The sequence below is a fragment of the Azospirillum agricola genome, from assembly GCF_020005195.1.
GTDB classification, from domain to species: domain Bacteria; phylum Pseudomonadota; class Alphaproteobacteria; order Azospirillales; family Azospirillaceae; genus Azospirillum; species Azospirillum agricola.
Map to the genome: position 1 here is coordinate 664614 of NZ_JAIFZR010000004.1, position 25166 is coordinate 689779.

Genomic DNA, 25166 nt, shown 5'->3' on the forward strand with positions numbered 1-25166 from the left:
GACTCATCATGAGCGTGAACGACACGGCCGCCGCCCTGCCGGCGGCCACCGGCGGAGCCTTGCCGAATGGCGCCTCCTTTCCCTCCGCCCTTCCGCTGCGTTTTTCCGCCGCCGCCCTGCTGTGGTTCGCTGCATCGGGCATGACCGCGCTGTGGCCGGATGCGCCCGACGCCCAGGAGTGGGAACGGACGGGGGAGTTTGCCAGCCTGCTGCTGGTGGCCGCCGGGCTGCTGGCGCTGGCAGCGCCGTTGAGCGCGATCCTCCGCCCCGCGCCGCGTGGCTGGCTGGCCGCCACCGCCGCCGGGCTGTCGGCATCCGTGCCCTGGCTGATCGCGCTGGCGCTGGGGGTGATCGGCTGGGAGATCCTGACCGCCAAGCTCAACCTTCTCCCGCGCCCCTTCTTCGTCCCGCCGCAGGCGCTGCTGGAGGTCTATCTCGACGATTGGCCACGGCTGCTCGACTGCTTCGCCGCATCGTTGCGGCTGCTGGTCACCGGCTATGCCGTCGGATCGGCTCTGGGGGTGGTGGCGGGGGTCGCCATCGGCTGGTCGCGCGCGGTCGGCTATTGGGTCCATCCGGTGCTGCGGCTGATCGGCCCGCTGCCGGCCACCGCCTGGTTGCCCATCGCCTTCTTCGCCTTCCCCACCAGCTGGAGCGCCAGCGTCTTCCTGATCGCGCTGGCCAGCGGCGTGCCGGTGACCATTCTCACCTGGTCCGGCGTGGCCGGCGTCAACAGCGCCTATTACGACATCGCCCGCACGCTGGGCGCCTCGCAGCGTTTCCTGGTGCTGAAGGTCGCCGTTCCGGCGGCGATGCCGCATGTCTTCGTCGGACTGTTCATGGGACTGGGCGCCTCCTTCGCCGTTCTGGTGGTGGCGGAGATGCTGGGCGTGAAGTCGGGAGTCGGCTGGTACCTGCAATGGGCCCAGGGCTGGGCCGCCTACGGCAACATGTATGCGGCCCTGCTGGTGATGGCACTGGTCTGCTCCGGTCTGGTGACGCTGCTGTTCCGCGTCCGCGACCATCTGCTCGCCTGGCAGAAGGGAATGCTGAAATGGTAGCGCTGGAGAACACCGACACCGCCGGAATGACCGCCGGAATGACCATCGACGTGCAGGCGGTCAGCCACAGTTTCGAGCTGCATGGCGCGCCGCTGCCGGTGCTGGACGGGGTCGAGCTGCGGGTGGAGCCGGGCGAGCTGGTCGCCCTGCTGGGGCCGAGCGGCTGCGGCAAATCCACCTTGCTGCGCCTGATCGCCGGGCTGGAGCCGCCCAGCCATGGCCGCCTCCTGGCCGACGGCCGCTCGATCGCCGGTCCCGACCCGTCGCGCGTCGTGGTGTTCCAGGACCCGACGCTCTATCCCTGGCGCACCGTGCGCGACAATGTCGCCCTCGGGCTGGAGGCGCGCGGACTGCTGCGCAGCCAAGGCCATCGTGTGGACGAGGCACTGGCGCTGGTCGGGCTGACCGGCTTCGAGAAGGCCTATCCGCACCAGCTGTCGGGCGGCATGGCCCAGCGCGCCGCCCTGGCCCGTGCGCTGGTCAACGATCCGCGCCTGCTGGTGCTGGACGAACCGCTGGGCAAGCTCGACAGCCTGACCCGGCTGGCGATGCAGAGCGAACTGGTCGAACTGTGGCGCCGCGCCGGCTTCACCGGCCTCCTGGTGACGCACGACATCGAGGAGGCCTTGTTCATGGCGACCCGCGTGATCGTGTTCAGCGAGCGACCGGCCCGCATCAAGGCCGACCTGCCCATCGACCGCCCCTATCCCCGCCACCGCGGCGACCCGGTTCTGACCGAACTGCGCCACCGCATTCTCGAACTGCTCGGCCTTGCCGAGACCTGGTGAGGCCCTGCGACCATGCCCGACGACAAGACAACCACCCCCAACCTGCCCCGCCTGCGCGGTTTCATCGCTGATTTCACGCGGCTGGTGGAGCGGTACGGCGACGACGAGGCCGCCGTGCTGGACGCCGGCCGCACCCTGCTGGCCGGGCTGATCGCCACCGACGACTGGCTGCCTGACGCCTATGCCAAGCCTGATCCGGTGCATTACCGGCAGTATCTGCTGCATTGCGATCCATATGAGCGCTTTTCCATCGTCAGCTTCGTCTGGGGGCCGGGGCAGCGGACGCCGATCCACGACCATACGGTCTGGGGCCTCGTCGGCATCCTGCGCGGGGCGGAACGCTCGCAACGCTACCACCTGCAAGCGGGCGGCGGCACGCCCATCGCCCATCCGCCCGAGATCCTGGAGGCCGGGGCGGTGGAGGCGGTATCGCCCCGCATCGGCGACGTCCATGCCATTTCCAACGCGCTGCCCGACCGGCCTTCAATCAGCATCCATGTCTATGGCGGCAACATCGGCGCCGTCCGCCGTTCGGTGTTCGATCCGTTGACCGGCCAGCGCAAGCTCTTCATCTCCGGCTACGCCAACAGCGCCCTGCCCAACCTGTGGGACCGCTCGCAGCCCGTCCCCCACGCCGCCTGAGGATTCCACGCACCATGACCGCAGCAGCACCGCTCGCCACCCGCCGCCCCGCCGACATCCGCCGCGCCTGGATCGAGCGCGACGAGGTTGCCCTGCTCGACGCGCGGGAGGAAGGCCCCTATTCGCTGGCCCACCCGCTGTTCGCGGTCTCCGTCCCACTCAGCCGGGTGGAGCTGCTGGCCTACGACCTGTTGCCGCGCCGCGATGTGCCGATCACCGTCTATGACGACGGGGAAGGTTACGCCGAACCCGCCGCCCGCCGTCTCCTGGCGCTGGGCTATGGCGACGTGACCTTGCTGGAGGGGGGGCTGGCCGGCTGGATCGCCGCCGGATTCGAGATCTACCGGGACGTGAATGTCCCCAGCAAGGCCTTCGGCGAATGGGTGGAGCATCACCGCCACACCCCGTCGCTGCCGGCGACGGAGGTCAAGGCGCTGATCGACGCCAAGGCCGATCTGGTCATCCTCGACGCCCGCCGCTTTGAAGAATACCGCACCATGTCGATTCCCGGCGGCATCAGCGTGCCGGGGGCGGAACTGGTCAAGCGCATCCATGACATCGCTCCAAATCCCGAGACCCTGGTGGTCGTCAACTGCGCCGGCCGCACGCGGTCGATCATCGGCACGCAGTCGCTGGTGAATGCCGGCATCCCCAACCGGGTCGCCGCCCTGCGCAACGGCACCATCGGCTGGACGCTGGCCGGGCTGGCTCTCGACAACGGGCGCGAGGGGCGTTTTCCCGAAACCTCGGCCGAGGGTGACGCCAAGGGCCGCCGGGCGGCGCGCGCGGTGGCCGACCGGGCCGGTGTCGGCAGGATCGATGCGAAGACGCTCGACCGCTTCCGCGGCGAGGAACGCCGCACGCTCCATCTCTTCGACGTGCGCACGCCCGAGGAGTTCGAGGCCGGCCATCTGCCGGGCTTTCGCCATGCGGCCGGCGGCCAGCTGGTGCAGGCGACCGACGAGCATGTGGCCGTGCGCGGCGCCCGCATCGTCCTGGCCGACGATCCGGCGGGCGGCGGCGGTCCGCGTGCCGACATGACCGCGTCCTGGCTGTCGCAGCTCGGCTGGGAGGTGCATGTGCTGGAAGGCGACGTGTCCGCGCTGGGCAGCGAAAGCGGCCCCGACAGCCGCCGCCTGCCGCCGGAACCGGAGGTGGGTGCCGAAACCATCGCGCCGCGCGACCTTCTGTCCCTGCTTGAGAATGGCGAGGCGTCGGTCATCGACATCACCCGCAGCCCGCGCTACCGCGCCGGCCACGTTCCAGGCGCGTATTTCTCCACCCGCGCCCGGCTGGCCGGGATCACTGCCCGTCTGCCCAAAGGGGTCCAGCCGGTGCTGACCTGCGGCGACGGCACGCTGACCCGCTATGCGGTCGCCGACTTTCCCGCCGGCCAACGACCGCTGCTGCTGGAGGGCGGCACCAAGGGCTGGGTCACCGCAGGGTTGCCGCTCAGCACCGACCTCGACCGGCTGGGAGGGGAACCCGACGACATCTACAAGCGTCCCTACGAAGGCACCGACAACAGCGCCGCCGCCATGCAGGGCTACATCGACTGGGAGCTTGAACTGGTCGACCAGCTGAAGCGCGACGGTGCCCACAACTTCCGCCTCATCTGAATGCGCCCGGTGAGACCCGTCATGACCAAGCCTCTTCCCATCCCGCGCCGGATCCTCCTGGGCGGCGCGCTGCTTCTCGCCACCGGAACCGCCGGCCTGATGCCGGCACCGGTGCGGGCGGAGGCGACGGAGGTCCGCTTCGCCCGCAATCTCGGCCTCGGCTACCTGCCGCTCTATGTCATGCAGGACAAGGGGCTGGTGGAGACGCAGGCGCGCGCCGCCGGTCTTGGGGAGGTGAAAGCCAGCTACACCCCGCTCGGCAACCCGACGACGATCACCGAGGCCACTCTGTCCGGCAACGCCGATTTCGGTGCGGCCGGGGTGCCCGCCTTCATCATCGCCTGGGACAAGACCAAGGGGAACGCCAACCTGCGTGGATTGGCGGCGCTGAACGCCCAGCCGGCCTACCTCAACACCAACCGGCCCGAGGTGAGGAGCCTGAAGGACTTCACCGACAAAGACCGCATCGTCGTCCCGTCCGTCCGCGCCTCCTATCAGGCCATCGTGCTGCAGATCGCGGCGGAGCAGACCTTCGGCCCCGGCCAGCACGCGACGCTCGACCCTCAGACCGTCTCGCTGGCCCATCCCGACGGCACCGCCGCCCTGCTCTCCGGCAAGACCGAGATCACCGCCCATTTCACCAGCCCGCCCTTCCAGGACCAGCAGTTGCGCGATCCGAAGATCCACAAGGTGCTGAGCAGCTACGACGTGCTGGGCGGTCCGGCCTCCTTCAGCGCGCTGTGGACCTCCACCGCCTTCCATGACGCCAACCCGAAGCTGGTCAAGGCGGTGCTGGCGGCGCTTGAGGAAGCGGTTGCGCTGATCAAGGCCGACCCGCAGGAGGCCGCCCGTGCCTACATCCGCATCGAGGGTTCCAAGCTGGGTGTGGAGGAGGTCGCGGCGATGATCGCCCATCCGGAGAGCTCCTACGATCTCGCCCCGCGCGGCATCGGCACCTTCACCGACTTCATGGCGCGCATCGGCTCCATCCGCAACCGGCCAGCCGACTGGCGCGACCTGTTCTTCGCCGACATCCACGACCGAGCCGGAAGCTGAGGTCCCGCCATGCCCGATGCAGACTTCACCATCCACCCGGTCTCGCCGACGCTCGGCGCTGAAATCCGCGGCCTCGCCCTGTCCCGGCCGCTCGGCCCTGCCACCGTGTCGGCACTGGCCCAGGCGCTGGACCGCCATCTGGTGCTGGTCTTCCGCGACCAGGCGCTGTCGGATGCCGACCTCGTCCGCGTCTCCCGCCATTTCGGCCCGCTCGACAAGGCGCCGATCACGGAGAATGGCCGCCTGCACGCGCCGGGCTATGAGGAGGTCTACGTCATCTCCAACATCACGGAGAATGGCCGGCCAATCGGCGCGCTGGGAGCGGGGGAGTCGGTGTGGCACGCCGACATGACCTATCTGGAGACGCCGCCCTACGCCAGCGGCCTCTATGCGCTGGAGATACCGGCCGAGGGTGGCGACACCGGCTTCCTCAGCATGTTCGCCGCTTACGACACCCTGCCCGATGCGCTGAAGCGGCGGGTGGAATGGTTGTCGATCAAGCATGACAGCACCACCAACAGCGGCGGCTGTCTGCGCCAGGGCTTCGCCCCGCCAACCGATGTCGCCACCTCGCCCGGCACGGTGCATCCGCTGGTCATCGCCCACCCCACGACCGGGGCCAGGGCGCTGCTGCTGGGCCGCCGTCCCCATGCCCACATCCCCGGCCTGTCCGTGGCGGAGAGCGAAGCCCTGCTCGATGAGATCTGGGAAGCGGCGGTACGGCCGGAGCTTGCCTGGCATCATCGCTGGCGGGTCGGCGATCTGGTGATGTGGGACAACCGTTGGACCGTGCACCGCCGGGATCCCTTCCCCGACGGCCAACGCCGCCTCATGCACCGCACCCAGATCGCCATGCCGGTGGACCAGCGGCGGACGGGGGCGGCATGAGCGTCATTGCCACCTTGCGCCCGCTGGCAAGGGCACCGACAGCGGCGCTGGCCCGCGTGCGCTTCGTCCTGACCGACATGGACGACACGCTGACCCACCAAGGCCGCCTGTCGGCCCGTACCTATGACGCCATCGAGCGGCTGCGGGACGCCGGCATCCCGGTGCTGCCTGTCACCGCCGCGCCGGCAGGCTGGGCCGACCAGATGGCGCGCATGTGGCCGGTGGACGGCGTGATCGCGGAGAACGGCGGCCTGTTCCTCCGCCGCACCGCCGACGGCGACGTCGAGCGCCGGTTCTGGCATGGGAACGCGGAACGGACGATTGCGACCGAACGGCTGGAGCGGTTACGGCAGGCCATCCTCGGCGAGTTGCCGGCGGTGGAGCTGGCCAGCGACCAGCCCTTCCGCCTGTGCAGCCTCGCCTTCCGCGTCCCGGCCGATTCGGGATTGCGGGCGGCGCTGGTCCAGCATTACCGCTCGGCAGGAGCGGAGGTGACCGTGAATTCGCTGTGGGTCCTCGGCTGGTTCGGCGGTTACGACAAGCTGGGCATGGCACGCCGGGTGATGCGCGAAATCCACCGCCTCGACATCGACGCGGAAGCGGACGCCATCGCCTATGCTGGCGATTCGATCAACGACGCACCGATGTTCGCCCATTTCCCGACCTCAGTGGGCGTCAGCACGGTGACCGACTTCCTGGCCGATCTTCCCAGACCGCCAACCTGGATCACGCGCGGTCCTGGCGGCGACGGCTTCGTCGAACTCGCCGACGCGCTGCTCGCCGCGCGGACAAAGCCCTTCCCTTTTTCGGAGCCCCGCTCCGCAGGAGACCATACGTGAGCCTTGGCAACCACATCGCCCTGTCGCGCCGCCATGCCCTCGGCCTCGGTCTCGGCGCGGCAGCCGCCAGCCTCCTGCCCCCGGAACAGGCGCGGGCGGCGATTCCGGCCGGCACCGTGCTGAAGGTCGGCGACCAGAAGGGCGGCGTGCAGTCGGTGATCGAGGCCGCCGGACTTCTCTCCGATTTGCCCTACCGCATCGAATGGAGCCAGTTTCCGTCCGCCGCCCCATTGCTGGAGGCGCTGAACGCCGGAGCCATCGAGGTTGGCTATGCCGGTGACGCACCGACCACCTTCGCGCTGGCCGCCGGCACCGCAGCCAAGATCATTGGTGCCGTACGATCCAACCCGCAGAGCACGACCATCCTGGTGCCGGGCGCCTCGCCCATCCGCAGCGTCGCCGACCTGAAGGGCAAGACCATCGGCACCGGGCGCGGCTCCATCGGCCATTACCTCGTGCTGGCGTCGCTGAAGGCGAACGGGCTGAAGCCGGATGACGTGAAGATCGCCTTCTTGTTGCCGTCGGACGCCAAGTCGGCCCTGGCCGCCGGCTCCGTCGACGCCTGGTCGAGCTGGGGCATCTATGTATCGCAGGCGCTGCTGGTGGACGGCGCCCGCGCGGTCGTCACCGGCACCGGGCTGATGAGCGGCCTGTCCTACCAATCCGCCACGCTGGACGCCATCGCCACCAAGCGCGAGGCTTTGGTCGATCTGATCCGCCGCTTCGCCGCCGCCCGGCTTTGGGCGCTGGAGAACAGCAACGCCTATGCCGACATTTGGGCCAAGACGGTCGGTGTCGATCCCGCCATCGCCCGTCACACCTTCGGCGTCGAACGGGCGCGGCCGGTCGCCCTCGACGGCGCCGTCATCGCCGAGCAGCAGGCCACGTCCGATCTCTGGCGGGAGTTCGGCATCATCCCGAAGCGACTGGATGCGGCGGCGATCTTCGATCCCAGCTTCAACGGCGCACTGCCGGCCTGACGGCAAAGGAGCGATCCGGTGGCGCTGCTTCCCACCAACCTCGACATGGATGTGCTGCGGGCGCTGGTGATCGCCATGGAGCATGGCGGCTTCGCCCGCGCCGCCGAACGGCTCGGCCGGACCCAGTCGGCGATCAGCCTGCAAATGAAGAAGCTGGAGGAGCAGGTCGGCCAGCCGCTGTTCCGCAAGGCCGGGCGCACGGTGGCGCTGACCGATGCCGGCGACCTGCTGCTGGGCTATGCCCGCCGCATCGTCGCGCTGAATGACGAGGCGCTGTCCGCCGCCCGTGGCCGGGCAATGGACGGCACGGTGCGGGTCGGCTTTCCCCAGGATCTGGCGGAGCGCTGGCTGCCCGCCGTGCTCGGCTCCTTCCACCGCGCCCATCCGCGCATCCATGTCGAGGCACAGGTCGGCCGCGGACGCGAACTGCGCGAGCGGGTGGCGCAGGGTGCCCTTGACCTCGCCCTGGCCTTCGGCGAGATCGGCGGCACTCCAGGCGGCTCGGCGACCGGCGCCGCCGCGACGCTGGCCCATCTGCCGGTGGCCTGGGTAGCGCTTGGCGGTTTCCGCGCCGACCCGGAAACGCCCGTGCCGCTGGCCCTGCTCGACGCGCCCTGCATGTTCCGCCAGCATGGCATCGAGCGGCTGGACGACGACAGGCGCCCCTGGCGCATCACCTTCACCAGCCCCAGCCTGTCGGGCCTGTGGGCGGCGGTGGAGGCCGGGCTGGGCGTGACCGTCCGCACGCCTCTTGGCCTGCCGGACTCGCTGGCAATCCTTGAGCCGCGTTATGGCCTACCGGAACTGGGATCGGTTCCCCTGGAACTGCATCGCGCCCCGTCGGCCGCAAACCCAGCCGTTGACCGCCTGCACGGCATTCTGGCGGATTCGCTGGCCGCGGTCCTGCGCGACGCTGGAATCAAATAATACACAAATTACTTGTTGTTTAAATTTTTCTCAACAATTCATTTTGTGTTTTTTGTTATTCCTATTTTATTAATAGAGATATTCTTTCTCCCGCAGCCACCGCAATCGAACGGCCTCGGGAGGAACCATGACGGCAGTCACCGCGACCAGGGGAACGGGGCGCCGGTCCCGCTCCCTGCCCCTTACGGCGGGCCTGCGCCGCTGTGCCGTGCCGCTGGCTCTTCTCGTCCTGTGGCAGGCCAGCGTTGGACTGGGCTGGATCTCCACCCGCTCCGTCCCCTCGCCCAGCCAAATCCTGAGCGCCTTCTGGGAGCTGACGGTCAGTGGCGAGCTGACGGTGCATCTGCTGGTCTCGCTCGGTCGGGTCAGTGCCGGGCTTGCCATTGGCGTGTCGGCCGGCACCGTCTGCGCCCTGATCGCCGGCCTGTCGCGGCGGGGAGAGGATGCGCTGGACGCCCTGCTGCAAATGCTGCGCACCCTGCCCCATCTGGCGCTGGTGCCGCTGTTCATCCTGTGGTTCGGCATCGGCGAGACGCCGAAGATCACCCTGGTGGCGCTCGGCACCGCCTTTCCGATCTACCTCAACCTGTTCGCCGGCATCCGCACCGTCGATGCCAAGGTTGTGGAAGCCGTCTCCACCCTTGGTTTGACCCGGTGGGAGCTGATCGCCCAGGTCATCCTGCCCGGTGCCCTGCCCGCCTTCCTGACCGGGCTGCGCTATGCGCTCGGGGTGGCGTGGCTCAGCCTGGTGGTGGGGGAGCAGATCAACGCCTCCAGCGGCATCGGCTATCTGGCGATGACGGCGCGGGAATTCCTGCGCACCGACGTGATCATCGTCGCCCTGATCGTCTACGCCATCCTCGGCCTGCTCGCCGACCTGATCGTCCGCGTCATCGAACGCTCGGCGCTGGTCTGGCGCCCGGCCTTCATCAAGGAGTGATGCTCCATGAGCCACGCCCTGCCCCGGATTTCCACGCCTTCCCAGTCCGACACCAAGCCTATCGTCAGCGTCCGCGACCTCGTCCGCAATTTCGGCACCGTCAACGTACTGGACGGCCTGTCGTTCGACCTCCAGCCGGGCTCCTTCACCGCCCTGCTCGGCCGCTCCGGCTGTGGCAAGTCCACGCTGCTGCGCACGCTGGCGCGGCTGGACCCGGCACCGGAAGGCGCCGTGCAGTTGCCGGACGAGCGCGCGGTGGTGTTCCAGGAGCCGCGTCTGGTGCCCTGGATGCGGGTGCTGCGCAACGTCACGCTCGGCCTGCGCCACCCCGACGCCGAGGCGCGCGGCCTCGCAGCGTTGGCGGAGGTCGGGCTGTCCCACCGCGCCCACGCCTGGCCGCTGACCCTGTCGGGTGGCGAGGCTCAGCGGGCGGCGCTGGCCCGCGCTTTGGTCCGCGAACCGCGCCTGCTTCTGCTCGACGAGCCCTTTGCCGCGCTGGACGCGCTGACCCGGTTGCGCATGCAAGGGCTGGTCGAGACGCTGTGGCACGCCCATGCCCCCGCCGTCCTGCTGGTCACCCATGATGTGGACGAGGCGCTGCTGCTGGCCGACCGCGCCGTGATGATGGCAAACGGCAGGATCGCCGCCGACATCCCGATCCCGCTGACTCGGCCGCGCCGCCACGGCGATCCCGGCTTCATCGCGCTGCGCTCCCGCCTGCTGGCCGAACTGGGCGTCGATGAGGATCATCTGGCCGCAAGGGAACCGCAACCCGCCGAGACCAGGGCGGCCAGCGCAAATCCGGCACCGGGAGGTTTCGCCCTGCCCGCCGGTGCGGCCGCCGCACCCAGCCTGTGACCCTCACCGCCGACGGATCCCGCCCGCCATGACGACCGACCTCCTTCGCCTTCCCTCCCCCCCCATCGGTCGCCGCCGCCTGTTGCGTGGTGCCGCAGGGGCCTGCGGTTCCCTGGCGCTCGGTGGCCTGCCCACCCTGTCGTTGCCCACCCTTGCACGGGCCGCATCCGGCCGGACCTCCCCAACCGTTCTGCGCATCGCCGACTACAAGGCGGCGGACGGGCTGGTGCTGGACGCATCCGGAAACACCCGGTCCAGCTACCAATCCCAGTTCGCCGAATTCGCGTCGGGCAACCTGATCGTCGAGGCGATCAATGCCGGCTCCATCGATGTCGGGTCGAGCAGCGAGATTCCGCCGGCCTTCGGCATCGCCGCCGGCGTCCGCCTGTCAATCGTCGCCGTCATCAAGGACGATGTGAACTGGCAGGTGGTGCTGGTGCCGGCGGGCAGCCCGATCCAATCGGTCGCCGACCTGAAGGGCAAGCGCGTCGGCTATGTCCGCGCCACCACCACGCACTATTACCTCGCCAAAATGCTGGGCGAAGCGGGCCTGCGCTTCACCGACATCCAGGCGATCAGCCTGACTCCGTCGGAGGGACAGGCCGCCTTCGAACAGGGCGCCCTCGATGCCTGGGCGATCTACGGTTATTCGGTGCCCTTCGCCATCAAAAAAGGCGCCAGGGTTCTGCTCACCTCCAACGGCTATCTGTCGGGCAATTACCTGTATCTCGCCTCGCCCGACACGCTAGCCGATCCGGGGAAATCCGTCGCCATCGGCGATTATCTCCTGCGGCTGCGCCGCGCCTTTGCCTGGCGCGCCGCCAATCTGGAGCGCTGGGCGCAAGTTCATTCCGCCGCCATCGGCGTACCGGCCGAAATCGACCTGGACATTCTGCGCAAGAACTCGCGCCAGCGCGATCTGGCGCCGATCACCGACGCCGACATCGCCTCCGCCCAGAATGTCGCCGACATCTTCCACCAATTGGGCGTGCTGCCGAAGCGCATCGATATCGCTCCGGCCTTCGACCGCCGCTTCACCGACATCCTATCGCGTCCGCTCAGCTGAATCCTCTCCCAACGCCCTCGTCACGCAAAAAGGGAACCGCCGCCATGACCGCCGCCCACAGCTCCGCCGCCCACCCGCTCCGCTTCATCGGTTTCGTCGGCAACCACAATTCGTCGGAGATCATCCCACGCCAAGGGCCGGTGGTCGACCGCGACTATATCGAGACGACGGCCAAGGCGCATGAACTGGGCGGCTTCGACGCCGTGCTTCAGGCCTTCCACGCCGACGCCCCCGACAGCTTGCAGGTCAGCCAGCACATCACCAACGTCACCGACCGGCTGGGCGTGCTGATCGCCCACCGCCCCGGCTTTCAGGCTCCGACCATCCTGGCCCGCCAGTTCGCCACGCTCGATCAGCTGAGCCGCGGCCGTGTCGCCATCAACGTCATCACCGGCGCCGAGCGCAGCGAGCTGGCCCGCGATGGAAATGTCGTGGAGGACAAGGACGACCGCTACGCCCGCACGTCGGAATTCCTCGACATCGTCCGCGCCGAATGGACCAGCGACATCCCCTTCGATTACGAGGGCAAATATTACCGCGTCGAAAAGGCATTCTCCCATGTGAAGCCCTACAACCCGTCGGGCATCCCGGTGTGGATCGCCGGCGCGTCGGCCGCCGCCGTCGAGGTGGCGGGGCGCCACGCCGACACCTATGCGGTGTGGGGCGAGACCCACGATCAGGTGCGCGAGCTGCTGGCCCGCGTGCGCGCCGCCGTCGCCAAGGCGGGCCGTCCGCAGCCGGCCTTCAGCCTGTCGCTGCGCCCGATTCTGGCCGACACCGAGGAGGCCGCCTGGGCCAAGGCCGACGCCATCTATGAAAAGGCCAAGGCGTTGCTCGACAAGACCGGCTTCAGCCGCGGCGAGCCGCCGAACAACGAGGGTGCCCGCCGCCTTCTGGCCATTGCAGATAAAGGCCACCGCCACGACAAGCGCCTGTGGACCGCCATCGCCGGCCTGACCGGGGCGAAAGGCAACTCCACCTCGCTGGTCGGGACGCCGGATCAGGTGGCGGACGCCCTGCTGGATTACCATGATCTCGGCGTCACCACCTTCCTGATCCGCGGCTTCGACCCGTTGCCCGACGCCATCGCCTATGGCCGGGAACTGCTGCCGCGCGTCCGCCAGCTGGTGGCCGAGCGCCAGCGCGCCCAGGCCGTCGCGGCGGAGTGAGAGCAAGGTGGCGACCCGCTCCCCGGTGATCCTCAACCAGCTTGGCCCCGTGGTGGGGGCGCGCATCGCCGCGCACCCCTGCCGGCCAACGGTGCTTGCGCATGGGGTGGGACGCGCCCCCTGGGATCTGCCGGCCGGAGTCGAGGTGCTGCTGACCCGGCCGCTGATCGGGTGGGACGCGGCCCCCGCCAAGCTGCCCCCGGGCTGGGGTGAAGGCCTGCGCTGGATCCAGTCGGCCTCCACCGGCATGGATTTCTATCCTCCCTGGTTGCTGGAAGGACGGCACATCGTCACCTGCGCCCGAGGCGTGTCGGCGGTCGCCATCGCCGATTACGTGCTGACCGCCATCCTGTCCTTCGAGAAGCGGTGGGGCGCCATCCGCCTGCGCGGGCCGGAGGATTGGCGGCACGAGACGCTGGGCGGCCTGTCCGGCAAGCGGTTGGGGCTGGCCGGTTTCGGCGCCATCGGCCGGGCCGTCGCCGAGCGGGCGAGCGCTTTCGGTCTGACCGTCGGGGCGGTGCGCCGTTCGGGGTGGGTGGTGCCGGAGCCGGGCGTCGAGCCGTTCGGCCGGCTGGAGGATTTGGCGGCGGCCAGCGACCATCTGGTTCTGGCCCTGCCGTTGACCGCCGTCACCCGCGGGCTGGTCGGCGCCGGGCTGTTGGCCCAGGCCAAGCCGGGGCTGCATCTGGTCAATGTCGCGCGTGGCGCGCTGATCGATCAGCAGGCGCTGCTCACCGCCATCGATAGCGGGCGGATCGCCGGCGCCACGCTGGACGTCACCGATCCCGAGCCGCTGCCCGCCGGCCATCCCTTCTACAGCCACCCCGACATCCGCCTGACACCGCATGTCTCATGGTCCGACCCCGATTTCGACCGGCGGCTCGGCGACCGCATCCTCGCCAATCTCGACGCCTACACGCGCGGCGGACCGCTGCGCGACGTGGTGAATGCCAGCGCCGGCTATTGACCCCTTTCCCGACGGAGCCTTTTTCCGATGACCCACATCCAGCCGAGACCGCGCAAATTCTGGCCGCCGGTCGATCCGGTCAGCCACAGCAGCGTCGAGGAGGAGCGGCAGCACCGCAAGCAGCGGCTGGCGGCCACCTTCCGCCTGTTCGGCCGCTATGGTTTCGACCAGGGGCTGGCCGGCCATGTCACCGCCCGCGATCCGGAACATCCCGACCGCTTCTGGATCAACCCGTTGGGCCAGCATTTCCGCACCATCCGGGTGTCGGACCTGCATCTGGTCGATGGCGACGGCGACATCCTTCAGGGCGACCGCGCCATCAATCAGGCCGGCTTCACCATCCATTCCGCCATCCACCGGGCGCGGCCCGACGTGATAGCCGCCGCCCATACCCATTCGACCTATGGCAAGGCGTGGTCGGCGCTTGGCCTGCCGCTCGCCCCGCTGAGCCAGGATGCCGCCGCCTTCTACGAGGATCAGGTGATCTTCGATCCCTATTCCGGCGTCGTCCTGACCGAAGGCGAGGGCAAGCGGCTGGTGGAGGCGCTGGGCGACAAAAAGCTGGCGATCCTCAAGAACCACGGGCTGCTGACCGTTGGCCCGAGCGTGGAGGCCGCGGCCTGGTGGTTCCTCAGTGCCGATAACGCCGCCCACACTCAATTGCTGGCGGAGGCCGCCGGCCGGCCCCAGCCCATCGATCATGAGACGGCCCTGCTCACCCGTTCCCAGGTCGGCACCCACCAGGGCGGCGCCTACAATTTTCACCCGCTTTGGGAGTGGATCGTCGCGGCCGAACCCGATCTGCTCGACTGACCCCGCCCCATCCTTCGCGAAAGCCCCTGACCGATGATTGCGAAACCGGCCCTTTCCCTGTCCCGCCGCGGCCTGATCGCCGCCGGTGCCGCCACCCTCGCCGCCCCCTTCGTCCTGCGCCGCCGGGCGGTGGCGGCGGAACCGCTGCGCCTGTCCTGGAATGCCGGGGCGGTCTGTTTCTCCGCCGTGCCGCTGGCCTTCCAGCTCGACCTGTTCAAGAAGCACGGGTTGGAGGTGGAACTGGTCAACTTCACCGGCTCCACCGACCAGCTGCTTGAGGCCATCGCCACCGGCAAGGCCGATGCCGGCGTCGGCATGGCGCTGCGCTGGCTGAAGCCGCTGGAACAGGGCTTCGACGTGAAGATCTCCGCCGGCCTTCATGGCGGCTGCATGCGGCTGTTCGGGGCCAAGGCGGCAGGGGTGAAGACCGTGCTCGATCTGCCGGGCAAGATCATCGGCGTCAGCGACATGGCGAGCCCGTCGAAGAACTTCTTCTCGGTCGTGCTGACCAAATTCGGCCTCGATCCCAACAAGGATGTCGAATGGCGCCAGTTCCCCGCCGACCTGCTGGGGCTGGCGGTGGAGAAGGGCGAAATCCACGCCATCGCCGACGGCGACCCGCTGGTTTGGAGCCAGACCAGGAATCCGCAGATGGTGGAGATCACCAACAATGTCTGCGGCGAATTCGCCACCCGCACCTGCTGCCTTGTCGGCGTGCGCGGCAGCCTGCTGCGCGACAACCGCCCGGCGGCCAAAGCGCTGACCACCGCGCTGATCGAGGCGCAGCACGCCGCCTATGCCGATCCGCGCGCCGCCGCCGCGGCCTACGCCCCCTACGCCCCGAAATTCCCGGTGGAGGAACTGGAGGCGATGCTGCGCAGCCACGCCCACAACGTTACCCCCATCGGCGACGAACTGCGCCAGCAGCTGGCACTCTACACCGACGAACTGAAGAGCGTGTCGGTCATCAAGCGCTCCACCGACAGCCAGCGCTTCGCCGGGCGGATCACGGTCGATCTCGCCTGATCTCCTTCTTCCCTCACCGCGGAGCCGCCCGCCATGCCCTTCGATGATCTGCCCTTCCCGGCTGCCCCGTTTGGCGCCGCCCTTGACGAGGCCGGCACCCCCCCTCTGGCCAATCCGTCGCTCATCGCCGATCTGGCCGCTGAGTTCGCCCTGCGCGCCGCCGAGCATGACGCCGCCGCCAGCTTCCCCTTCGAGAATTTCGATCGGCTGCGGGAATCCGGGCTGCTGGCGCTGGTGTCCCCCACCGCGTTCGGGGGCAAGGGCGGCGGGCTGCGCGACGCGCTGGCGGTGGTGAACGGGATCGCGCGCGGCGAGCCGTCCACCGCGCTGGTTCTGGTGCTGCATTATGTCATCCACAGCCAGCTCTGGCGCGGCCCCGCCTGGGCGGAGGCGCTGCGCGAGCCCATCGCCCGTTCTGCGGCGACCGATGGCGGTCTGATCAACATCCTGCGGGTGGAACCGGAACTGGGAACGCCCCACCGTGGCGGCCTGCCGGCCACCGTAGCGCGCAAGGTGCCGGGCGGCTGGCTTATCTCCGGCACCAAGATCTATTCCACCGGCATTCCGGCGCTGTCCTGGCTCGGCGTCTGGGCCCGCACCGACGAGGCCGAACCGCGGGTCGGCACTTGGGTGGTTCCGCGCGGTACTGGCCTTGCCGAACAGGGCATCGAGGTGCGCGAGACCTGGAACCACATCGGAATGCGGGCCAGCGGCAGCCACGAGGTGGTATTCACCGATGTCTTCGTTCCCGACGACCATGCCGGCGCGCTTCACCCGCCAGCCGGCTGGGCGGCTCCCGACGCGGTAGCCACCGCCTGGATGGCCACCCTGTTCAGCGGCGTCTATGACGGCGTCGCCCGCTCCGCCCGCAACTGGCTGGTCGGCTTCCTGCACGGGCGCAAGCCAACCGGCTTGGCCGGAGTTTCGCTGGCGACGGTTCCCCGTCTTCAAGAGGCGTTGGGCGGGATTGAGGCGCTGCTGCTCACCAACCGCGTGCTGTTGCGCTCCCTGTCGGTGGCGGTGGACAGCGGTACCCCGCCGACGTCCAGTGACAGTCTGCTGGTGAAATACACCGTCACCAACAACGCCATCGACGCGGTGGCGCGGGCGCTGGAGATCACCGGCAATCCCGGTCTGTCGCGCGACAACCCGCTGGAACGCCATCACCGCGATGTGCTGTGCGCCCGCGTCCATGCACCGCAGAACGACATGATCCTGACCGGCGCCGGCCGCGCTGCCCTTACAGGCCGAAGTCTCGGATTATAACAATATTTGCATTTGGAATATTCTCGGATTTCTCAGATAATCTGCGCCACCGAGCGGAAATACCCACTGCCGCCGGTGCGCCGCTCCCTGGCCGCACCAAGCCCATCGACTGTTCGCCTCTTCAGTAAGACGGTCGATGAGCAGCGAGCAATGCATCGCGACGGGGCTGATCGGCCTCTGCTTCGTCAATGTCGTCAACAGGCCACTGTGACGGCCCCCCATGGCGGCCGGCGGGCCTGCCGAGTTGGGAAGGAGACGGCGGCTCGGTCGCGCGACGGCCTGAAGAGCCTGCCCGACTTCCGCTTCGAGCCGCCGCACCCCACGACGGAATGAACCGCGCCGGGATTCCCGGAGACCCCATTTCCTGAGAGGATTGGGGTCATCATGACGAAGCAGGCATCCCCCAAATACGCCCCTGAAGTCCGCGAGCGCGCGGTGCGGATGGTGTTCGGGCACGAAGGGGATCACGCCTCGCAGGGGGGCGATGGGCTCGATCGCGGCGCAGATCGGCTGCAATCCGGAGACACTGCGCGGCTGGATCCGGCAGGCCGAGCGTGACCAGGGCAAGCGGCCTGGCCCGCCGACCGACGAGCAGGAGCGGATCAAGCGACGCTGTCGCGTCCGCATCGTCCTGGGTCTTTGCCATGCCCGGAAAACCGGCCAATGTCCGACGAGTTCCGCGCGGCAGCCTCCGGTCTTTCGGAATGGCACGTCGGGCCGCAATTGCGGTGAGCCAAGCCATTGCCTTTTCCTGTATGTTTCCCCGGCGCCACGCACCGCTTGAACCGCTTCAGGGAACCATGCGCAAGCTCGATCGCCTGCCCACCGGCATTGCCAGCCTCGATCTGATCCTCGATGGCGGGCTGCTGCGCGGTGGCGCCTATATCCTTCAAGGCTTCCCCGGCGCCGGTAAAACGGTCCTGGCCAACCAGATCGCCAGCCACCGCATCCGCGAGGACGGCCGCGTCGTCTACATCACGCTGCTGTCCGAGGGACATGACCGCATGATGGCCCATCTGGGCCAGATGACCTTCTTCGATCCGGAGATCGTGGCAGGGCGCCTCACCTACGTCAGCGGTTACCCCGAGTTGGAGAAGAACGGCCTGTCCGGCCTGTCGCGTCTGGTGCGCACGGAGGCCGAGCGGCACAAGGCGGAGCTGGTGGTGCTCGACGGCCTGTTCGCCGCCGAGGAGGCCGCCGGCTCCAGCCACGCCTTCCGCCGTTTGGTGCACGAGCTGCAAGCCCACGCCCATGTCACGGGGTTGACGCTGCTGCTGCTCACCAACGCCAAGCGTGAACCGGGCAGTCCGGAATACACCATGGTCGATGGCTGGCTCGAAATGACCGATGTCCGGGCCGAGGGCCGCGTCGTCCGAGAGCTGGAGGTGCACAAGTTCCGCGGCGGCAACGCCGTGCGCGGCCGTCACCACTACCGCATCTCCGAACACGGCGTCGAGGTCTACCCACGTCTGGAAGGGCTGGCCGGACGCAAACCGGAGCCCTCCTCCGCCCCAACCTTCGTCAGCACCGGCATCACCAAACTGGACCGCATGCTGAAGGGCGGGCTGGCCATCGGCTCCGCCAGCCTGCTCACCGGGCCCTCGGGGACCGGCAAGACCGTCGCCGCCCTGCAGTTCGCCGGCGCCGCCACGTCCGAGGCCCCGTGCCTGTTCCTCGGCTTTTATGAAAGTCCTGACCGGCTTCGCCACAAGGCCCGGGGAATCGGCGTGGACGTCGCCGCGCTGGAAGCCTCCGGTGTGCTGCACCTGCACTGGTGCTCGCCGACGGAAATCCTGGTGGACGAGGTCGCCGCCTGGCTGCTGGACGAGTTGGAACGCAGCGGGGCGCGGCGGCTGGTGGTGGACGGGATCGCCGGGTTCCAGCAGAACTTGGTGGAGAGCGGGCGGATGGGCCGATTCCTGACGGCGCTGGGCAACGAGCTGCGGGCGTTGGGGGTCACCACCCTCTACACCTCGGCGATGACGGGGGATGGGTACTACCCGGCGCCGGCACCCCTGGGTGTGGCGGAGCTGTCACCCTTGATCGACAATCTGTTGACCATGCGGCTGGTCGAGCGCAACGAGAACATTCACAAGATGTTGTCCATCGTCAAGGTTCCGGACCGCGATTTCGATACCCGACTGACCACCTACACCATCGGACCGACCGGCATCGTCTTGGCTGGCTGAGGGAAACGCGCGTGGCCAAGATTCTGCTGGCTGAGGACGAAGCGGTCATCCGGATGCTGTTGACCGAGCTGCTGGTCGAGGACGGCCATCAGGTGATCGAGGCGTCGGACGGCGCCGAGGCGCTGGCTCTTCTCGTCCCCGATATCACCATGATCGTCAGCGACATGATGATGCCGCGCATGGGGGGAGAGGAATGGGTGACAACGGCGCGGAACCGCCCCGGGATGGAGGCCGTTCCGGTCATCCTCATGAGCGCCTTGCCTCTATCGCCCTCGGCGCGCTCACTCTCCACGGCCTTTCTTCAGAAGCCTTTCCGACCGGTCTCGCTGGCCGCGGCGGTACGGCAGATCCTTGCCGGTGACGCCAACGAAGCCGGCGGCGCGTGACCCCAAGCCGACTGTCGGATTGCAGGCGGCTTCGATCGCCTCCAGGGCGATCAGCGGTCGACGGTGTCCTTGGAGAGGTGGATGAAAGCTTCCCTGATCCAGGAGTCCCGAACGGTCCGGCCGCGCCGCGCCCATGGGACATTCGTCGGATTTCCCGCCTCGTAAAGGCGTTGCGCCAGTGCCTCGACCACTGTCCGCCCGCTCAACTCGTCCTCGTGGGCAACGCGCTCGCGCCCGGCGGCGGCCGTCCGGAGCCCATACTGGCGTCTGCCACCGTCTGGCGGCAGAAGGCGTTCGATGCGGTGAGGTCCATCCGGCGCACCGTGCTTCACGGCCGGAGGGGCGAAATAGACGATCTGGCCGACATGGTATTTCGGGCTGTCCATGGATGGCCTCCATCCTTGCGGGTGCATCAGGCGCCTGACAGAGGAACCGCCGCCTTCCGGCCGCCGCGTGGAGCGCGCTTGACCGGCTTCAGAGCGAGACGCCGGACGAACTCGGCCCGAATGTCGGGCAGCATCGCCTGAGCGGCGTGCTGCTGCTTCGGCGTGCCGATCCGCACCAGACGTTCGGCGTTGGACATGAGACTGCCGAGATCGTCGTCGGTCATTGCGGGGAGCTTCTCAATCAGGTTCATCGTCATTGGGCCTTCATGCTGTTGGTGAGTGGAACCGGGCGCCCGATGCGGGGCGGATCGCCGGTCGGATGGGAATTCGGGGGGCACATGGTTCCAGCCGCCGCCAGCGCGCCGGTCGGAAATATGGCACGCGCCGAAGTGGCCGGGCTGGATGCCGAACGCGGCTTTCCGTCCTTTTCCGAAACCTGCGCCCCCAATCCTTCATGAAGCATACCTCTTCTTAAATTGGGCATTGCGCGATAAAATCAAACAAAAAGATGCACATCGTCCAAATAAACCCTCTAGCCACCTAAATTATCCCCAAACGAGGCAGGAGCGCTGTTTTTTCAAAATTCCTGAGCAGAAGGACACACGTTCTGGTCACGATGGCGCCCTCCACTGTTCGTGAGCGCGGCCAGCCGACCGTGAGGGGGACCAGCGGCCCTTGCAGCAGAAGAAACCTCGAACGGCGCGACGCAAAGAAGCGTTGCCCCTGCGCGACCGGACGCGGCGTTCGACTCTTGGCTGATGCAGGGCGGGTCTAGGAATCCGTCCACCCGAATCGTCCAGCCGGCGCGGGTTTTGAAGATGAAGAATGCAAGCCTCGTCCTGGCGTCCATGGGAGACCCCCCGATCCGAAGCGGAAGCCGCATCCGGCCAACCGGACGACCCATGATGGCGGCGCGGGATGGAATGGAACGTTTGAAACAGGATGGAACGGTTTTCCGGGGGCGTTCCACGTTCCATCGGCTCATCCGGCAGGCCCGCCGCCGAGCGGATGGCCGACGCCCTTGGCGCGGCGCTCGGGTGCCGAGGCGAGGCTGGGGCTTGCGGTTGGGGGGCGGCGTCCAGGCCGGCGAACAGGCCGAGGCGGTCCGCCGCCCACAATGGGGGATGGGGGGCGAGGTCGGGGCTGTGTCGAGGGGCTGTGTCGGGGGCATGACGGCTCCGGAGGATGGGAAGAGGGGCCGGTATATTATAGGAAAATTTTCCGCTTCGGGCGGTTTTCGGCAAGGCTCCGTCTCCCCACGGACGCCCTGCCGGACGCGCCCGAAGCCATGCCGGACCGGCCCACACGGATCAGCGGCTGACGCCCTCCCCGATCCGGACGGGGAGGAGCCACGCCCCGAGACCTCGGCACCGCATGCTTTCGGCTGGCGAACCGAACCGTGCTTTCGCTCGTCGTCATTTTCCGTTGGCGTCGGGCTTTCCGGGAAACGGCGACATTCCCACGGCCCCCGGGACCAGACAAGCGGCGGCGCGGCCGCCGCGCATGATCGCGCGACGGCCCGCGTCCCATCAATGACCGTCTCTCCCGGCCGCCCGCGCTGACCGGCGTCACGGCACGCCGGGCGGCCAGGGCGTTGATTGCTATCCAAATCCATCCAGATGTGCTGGTATCGGATCAACATCCCGCAAGAGGTGCCGGGAGGTCCGATCGTGCCGCGCGAGCCCTCCACCATTCTCCACGCCGCGGCTCTCGACCGTTGCCGGTTCGGGACCGTCATCCGAGATTTCATTGAAGGGCCATCATGCGCATACGCCTGGGTTACCAGCTGAACTTCGACTTTCCCGCCCCCACGCCGATGATCGTCATGCTGAACGTGCATTATTCGCGCGTCGGCGACCTGGAGCGGCCCGACCACATCGTCACCAGCGTGCCGGCGGCGATCCAGGGCTACCGCGACAGCTTCGGCAACTGGTGCAGCCGGCTGGTGGCGCCCGCCGGCTCCGTCACCATCGGCGCCGACAGCATCATCCGGGACAGCGGAACCCCCGACACGGCCGAGCCCGGCGCCGAGCAGCACCGCGTCGACGCGTTGCCGGCCGACACGCTGCTGTTCCTGCTGGGCAGCCGCTATTGCGAAACCGACGTGCTGTCGGACGAGGCGTGGCGGCTGTTCGCGGGCACCCCGCCGGGCTGGGCGCGGGTGCAGGCGATCTGCGACTTCGTCCACACGCATGTGAGTTTCGGCTACGAGCATTCGCGCCCGACCCGCACCGCCGCCCAGACCTACGCCGAGAAGCGCGGGGTCTGCCGCGACTACGCCCATCTCGCCATCGCCTTCTGCCGCGCCATGAACATTCCCGCGCGCTACTGCACCGGCTACATCAGCGACATCGGCCTGCCGCCGCCCTACGCCCCGATGGATTTCGCCGCCTGGATGGAGGTCTATCTCGGCGGCCGCTGGCATGTCTTCGACCCGCGGAACAACGCCCCCCGGATCGGACGCATCCTGATCGCGCAAGGGCGCGACGCGGCCGACGTGCCGCTCACCCACACCTTCGGCCCCAACACGCTGACGGGTTTCCAGGTCTGGACGGACGAGGTGGCCCCCTGATCGGCCGCCCGATCAGGCCCCGTGGACGGCGGCCCCCGACGCCCATCCCGGAAGGAACGGACCGCGGGATCAGCGCCGCGACGCGGCCCGGCGCGGCACGCCGGGCCGTGGCGCGACATAGCGGAAGAACAGCCGCTTGACGATCTCCACGAGGACCAGATAGGTGACGACGGCGGCCGCCAGGAACAGATAAAAGGACGCCGGCGGAGCCACGAAGCCGAAGAAGGACGCCAACGGGGTCAGCGGCAACAGCGCGCCGATGGCGGCCACCCCCAGCGTCAACCCGGCCAGCGCCGCGTTGGGCCGGCTGCGCCAAGGGCTGCGGCGGGTGCGGATCACGAAGATGACCAGGACCTGGGTGGCGAGGCTCTCCACGAACCAGCCGGTCTGGAACAGCCCCTCACCGGCGTCGAACAGGTGAAGCAGGGCGTAGAAGGTCAGGAAATCGAACAGCGAGCTGACCGGGCCCAGCACCAGCATGAAGCGCTGGATCAGCCGCAGGTCCCACTGCGCCGGCAGGGCCAGCGCCTCCGCCTCCACGGTGTCGAGCGGGACGCCGGCCTCCGACGCATCGTACAGCAGGTTGTTGAGCAGCACCTGGGTCGGCAGCATCGGCAGGAAGGGCAGGAACAGCGAGGCCCCCGCCATGCTGAACATGTTGCCGAAATTCGAACTGCTTCCCATCAGGATGTATTTGGTGACGTTCTGCACCGTCCGGCGCCCCTCCATCACCGCCTCATGCACCACCGACAGATCCTGTTCGAGCAGGATGAGGCCGGCGGCCTCCTTCGCGACGTCGGCGGCGCTGTCCACCGAAATGCCGACGTCGGCGGCATGGAGGGCCGAGGCGTCGTTGATGCCGTCGCCGAGGAAACCAACCACCCGGCCGGAGCGCTTGAAGGCCAGAAGCACGCGCTCCTTCTGCGCCGGGGTCACCCGGCAGAACACGTTGACCTTGGGAAGTCGGGCGCGCAACGCCTCCTCGCTCATCGCCCGCAGATCGTCCCCGGTGATCAGGCCGGTGACGGTCAGGCCCAGTTCGGCGCAGACATGCCGGGTCACCCGCTCGTTGTCGCCGGTCAGGATGCGCACGGCCACCCCGGCTCCGGTCAGTTCATGGAGCGCCGTCATCGCGCTCGCCTTGGGCGGATCGAGGAAGACCGCGTAGCCGGCGAAGGCCAGTTCGCTCTCGTCTCCCAGCGCGGCGGAGGTGTGCTCCGGCCCCATCGCCTTGGAGGCGATCGCCAGCACCCGGAACCCGTCCTCCCCCAGCCTCTGGAACAGGGCGTCCAACTCCGCCCGCGCCGCCGGGTCGAGCGGCCGCTCGACGCCCCCCTCCCCCTCGTAATGGGTGGACTGCCGCAGCACGTCCTCCGGCGCCCCCTTGACCACCAGCAGCCGCTCCGCGCCATCGCCGACCAGCACGGAGACGCGCCGCCGCTCGAAGTCGAACGGCACCTCGTCGATCTTGCGCCACTTGGACAAGTCCAGGTCGCGGAACGCGAGGATCGCCTCGTCCAGCGGGCTTTTGACGCCGCTCTCGAAATGGCTGTTCAGGTAGGCGAGACGGAAGACCCGCTCATTCTCCGCGCCGCGGAAATCCAGGTGCCGGACCATCCGGATCGTCGCCTCGGTCAGCGTGCCGGTCTTGTCGGTGCACAGCACGTCCATGGCGCCGACATTGTGCATGGCGGCCAGCCGCTTGACGATGACCCGGCGCTTCGCCAGCCGCATCGCCCCGCGCGCCAGCGTGACGGTGACGATCATCGGCAGCAGCTCCGGCGTCAGCCCGACCGCCAACGCCAGGGCGAACATCAAGGACTCCAGCCAGGGCCGGTGGAACAGCACGTTCACCGCCAGCACGAACAGCACCAGGAAGATCGTCAGGCGCAGAATGAGGAAGCCGAACTGGCGGATGCCCAGCTCGAAAGCGGTGGGCGGCGGAGGCGCCTGGAGCGTGCCGCTCAACTGGCCGAAGGCCGTCGCGTCGCCGGTCCGGCAGACCACGGCGACGGCGCTGCCGCTGATGACCGAGGTCCCCATGAAGACGGCGGCCGGCGCCTCGCCGGCATCGCCGGCATCGCCGGCCAGGGCATCGCCGGCATCGCCAGCCGGGGCATCGCCGGCCGGGGCGGCGGCGCGCTTTTCCACCGGGTAGGGCTCCCCGGTCAGCATGGCCTGGTTGACGAACAGGTCGCGCGCTTCAAGGAGGCGGCCGTCGGCTGGAACCAGATCGCCGGCGGCCAGGCGCACCACGTCGCCGGGGACCAGTTGATCCGCCGGCTCCGACACCTCCACGCCGTCCCGGCGCACCTGGACACGCACGGCGACCGTGCGGCGCAACGCCTCCACCGCGTTCTCGGCCCGCATTTCCTGAACAAAGTCCAAGGTGACGCTGAGCACGACCATGACGAGGACGATCACGAAGCTGGTGAGGTTGCCGGTGGCCGCCGACAGGCCGCTGGCGAACAGAAGGATCAGCACCAGCGGGCTCAGGAAGCGGGTCAGGAACCGCAACATCAATGGGCGGCGCCGGCGCGCCCGCGGCTGGTTCAAGCCGTGCCGGCGACGGCGGGCCTCCACCTCGGTTCGGCTCAGCCCGGCGGGGGTCGCGCCCAGCGTCTCCAGGACGGCCGCGATCGGCTGCCGGCTCCAGCTTTCGTCGGTGACGCTGTCCTCGACCAACGGCTTGCCCTCCGGGCCAGGCGGCGATCCCCACATTAGAGGA

General features: G+C 68.6%; 23 protein-coding genes and 1 pseudogene. 21 read left to right on the forward strand and 3 right to left on the reverse strand.

Translation table 11 applies throughout. The features are described from left to right. The first annotated feature begins 8 nt into the window (after positions 1–8). From JN22_RS11840 to JN22_RS11935, 20 genes and pseudogenes are all read left to right on the forward strand, one after another. A complete protein-coding gene (locus tag JN22_RS11840) occupies positions 9–1061 on the forward strand; it encodes an ABC transporter permease (protein ID WP_085554110.1) in 1053 nt (350 codons plus the stop codon). After that, the gene (locus JN22_RS11845) at positions 1055–1849 is read left to right on the forward strand and encodes an ABC transporter ATP-binding protein (RefSeq protein ID WP_085554111.1); all 795 of its coding nucleotides are present in this window, start codon (positions 1055–1057) and stop codon (positions 1847–1849) included. Before JN22_RS11840 ends, JN22_RS11845 begins: the two co-directional genes overlap by 7 nt. 12 nt (positions 1850–1861) lie before the next feature. Further along, positions 1862–2491 (forward strand): cysteine dioxygenase family protein, encoded by a 630-nt coding sequence (locus tag JN22_RS11850; protein ID WP_085554112.1) that lies wholly within the window; start codon positions 1862–1864, stop codon positions 2489–2491. A 14-nt stretch (positions 2492–2505) separates the two neighbouring features. Next, entirely contained in the window at positions 2506–4110 is a 1605-nt protein-coding gene (locus JN22_RS11855) for a rhodanese-like domain-containing protein (protein WP_085554113.1), read from the forward strand. Positions 4111–4131: 21 nt separating this feature from the next. Next, the gene (locus JN22_RS11860) at positions 4132–5166 is read left to right on the forward strand and encodes an ABC transporter substrate-binding protein (protein ID WP_223677687.1); all 1035 of its coding nucleotides are present in this window, start codon (positions 4132–4134) and stop codon (positions 5164–5166) included. A 9-nt stretch (positions 5167–5175) separates the two neighbouring features. Beyond that, positions 5176–6054: a TauD/TfdA dioxygenase family protein gene (locus JN22_RS11865; protein WP_085554115.1), complete on the forward strand. Its 879-nt coding sequence runs from the start codon at positions 5176–5178 to the stop codon at positions 6052–6054. Beyond that, positions 6051–6893, forward strand: coding sequence for an HAD family hydrolase (locus JN22_RS11870; RefSeq protein WP_179166134.1), 843 nt, complete (start codon positions 6051–6053; stop codon positions 6891–6893). The genes JN22_RS11865 and JN22_RS11870 overlap by 4 nt, the downstream gene beginning before the upstream one ends. Next, the gene (locus JN22_RS11875) at positions 6890–7873 is read left to right on the forward strand and encodes an ABC transporter substrate-binding protein (protein ID WP_085554116.1); all 984 of its coding nucleotides are present in this window, start codon (positions 6890–6892) and stop codon (positions 7871–7873) included. Before JN22_RS11870 ends, JN22_RS11875 begins: the two co-directional genes overlap by 4 nt. 18 nt (positions 7874–7891) lie before the next feature. Beyond that, positions 7892–8800 carry a LysR substrate-binding domain-containing protein gene (locus JN22_RS11880; RefSeq protein ID WP_211099634.1) on the forward strand — a complete coding sequence of 303 codons (909 nt, stop codon included), beginning with the start codon at positions 7892–7894 and terminating at the stop codon, positions 8798–8800. Between the two features lie 127 nt (positions 8801–8927). Continuing rightward, positions 8928–9740, forward strand: a complete 813-nt coding sequence (locus JN22_RS11885; protein WP_085554117.1) for an ABC transporter permease subunit — start codon at positions 8928–8930, stop codon at positions 9738–9740. 6 nt (positions 9741–9746) lie between these two features. Beyond that, positions 9747–10598, forward strand: a complete 852-nt coding sequence (locus tag JN22_RS11890; RefSeq protein ID WP_085554118.1) for an ABC transporter ATP-binding protein — start codon at positions 9747–9749, stop codon at positions 10596–10598. 28 nt (positions 10599–10626) lie between these two features. Beyond that, a complete protein-coding gene (locus JN22_RS11895; RefSeq protein ID WP_085554119.1) occupies positions 10627–11664 on the forward strand; it encodes an ABC transporter substrate-binding protein in 1038 nt (345 codons plus the stop codon). 44 nt (positions 11665–11708) lie between these two features. Further along, positions 11709–12833: an LLM class flavin-dependent oxidoreductase gene (locus JN22_RS11900; RefSeq protein ID WP_085554120.1), complete on the forward strand. Its 1125-nt coding sequence runs from the start codon at positions 11709–11711 to the stop codon at positions 12831–12833. 7 nt (positions 12834–12840) lie between these two features. Then, on the forward strand, positions 12841–13800 hold the full coding sequence (locus JN22_RS11905; RefSeq protein WP_143268267.1) for a D-isomer specific 2-hydroxyacid dehydrogenase family protein: 960 nt from the start codon (positions 12841–12843) through the stop codon (positions 13798–13800). Positions 13801–13827: 27 nt separating this feature from the next. Then, complete coding sequence (locus JN22_RS11910) at positions 13828–14613, forward strand: class II aldolase/adducin family protein (protein WP_085554122.1); 786 nt, start codon at positions 13828–13830, stop codon at positions 14611–14613. A gap of 33 nt (positions 14614–14646) precedes the next feature. Then, entirely contained in the window at positions 14647–15639 is a 993-nt protein-coding gene (locus JN22_RS11915; RefSeq protein WP_085554123.1) for an ABC transporter substrate-binding protein, read from the forward strand. 33 nt (positions 15640–15672) lie between these two features. Further along, positions 15673–16905 (forward strand): acyl-CoA dehydrogenase family protein, encoded by a 1233-nt coding sequence (locus tag JN22_RS11920; RefSeq protein ID WP_085554124.1) that lies wholly within the window; start codon positions 15673–15675, stop codon positions 16903–16905. Positions 16906–17289: 384 nt separating this feature from the next. Continuing rightward, positions 17290–17512: pseudogene (locus JN22_RS11925) on the forward strand (transposase); the annotation flags it as partial. A gap of 193 nt (positions 17513–17705) precedes the next feature. Next, the gene (locus tag JN22_RS11930) at positions 17706–19094 is read left to right on the forward strand and encodes an RAD55 family ATPase (RefSeq protein ID WP_179166135.1); all 1389 of its coding nucleotides are present in this window, start codon (positions 17706–17708) and stop codon (positions 19092–19094) included. Between the two features lie 11 nt (positions 19095–19105). Then, positions 19106–19480, forward strand: coding sequence for a response regulator (locus tag JN22_RS11935; protein WP_085554126.1), 375 nt, complete (start codon positions 19106–19108; stop codon positions 19478–19480). A 50-nt stretch (positions 19481–19530) separates the two neighbouring features. Here JN22_RS11935 and JN22_RS11940 read toward each other — a convergent pair whose 3' ends face one another. Beyond that, positions 19531–19866: a hypothetical protein gene (locus JN22_RS11940; protein ID WP_085554127.1), complete on the reverse strand. Its 336-nt coding sequence runs from the start codon at positions 19864–19866 to the stop codon at positions 19531–19533. A 26-nt stretch (positions 19867–19892) separates the two neighbouring features. Continuing rightward, a complete protein-coding gene (locus tag JN22_RS11945) occupies positions 19893–20123 on the reverse strand; it encodes a hypothetical protein (RefSeq protein WP_143268269.1) in 231 nt (76 codons plus the stop codon). A gap of 1505 nt (positions 20124–21628) precedes the next feature. Between JN22_RS11945 and JN22_RS11950 the strand changes: the two genes are divergently transcribed. Beyond that, entirely contained in the window at positions 21629–22438 is an 810-nt protein-coding gene (locus JN22_RS11950) for a transglutaminase-like domain-containing protein (protein WP_085554129.1), read from the forward strand. Positions 22439–22507: 69 nt separating this feature from the next. On the opposite strand, the gene mgtA is transcribed toward JN22_RS11950, so the two are convergent. Then, positions 22508–25123 carry a magnesium-translocating P-type ATPase gene (gene mgtA, locus JN22_RS11955; RefSeq protein WP_085554130.1) on the reverse strand — a complete coding sequence of 872 codons (2616 nt, stop codon included), beginning with the start codon at positions 25121–25123 and terminating at the stop codon, positions 22508–22510. Between the last annotated feature and the right edge of the window lie 43 nt (positions 25124–25166).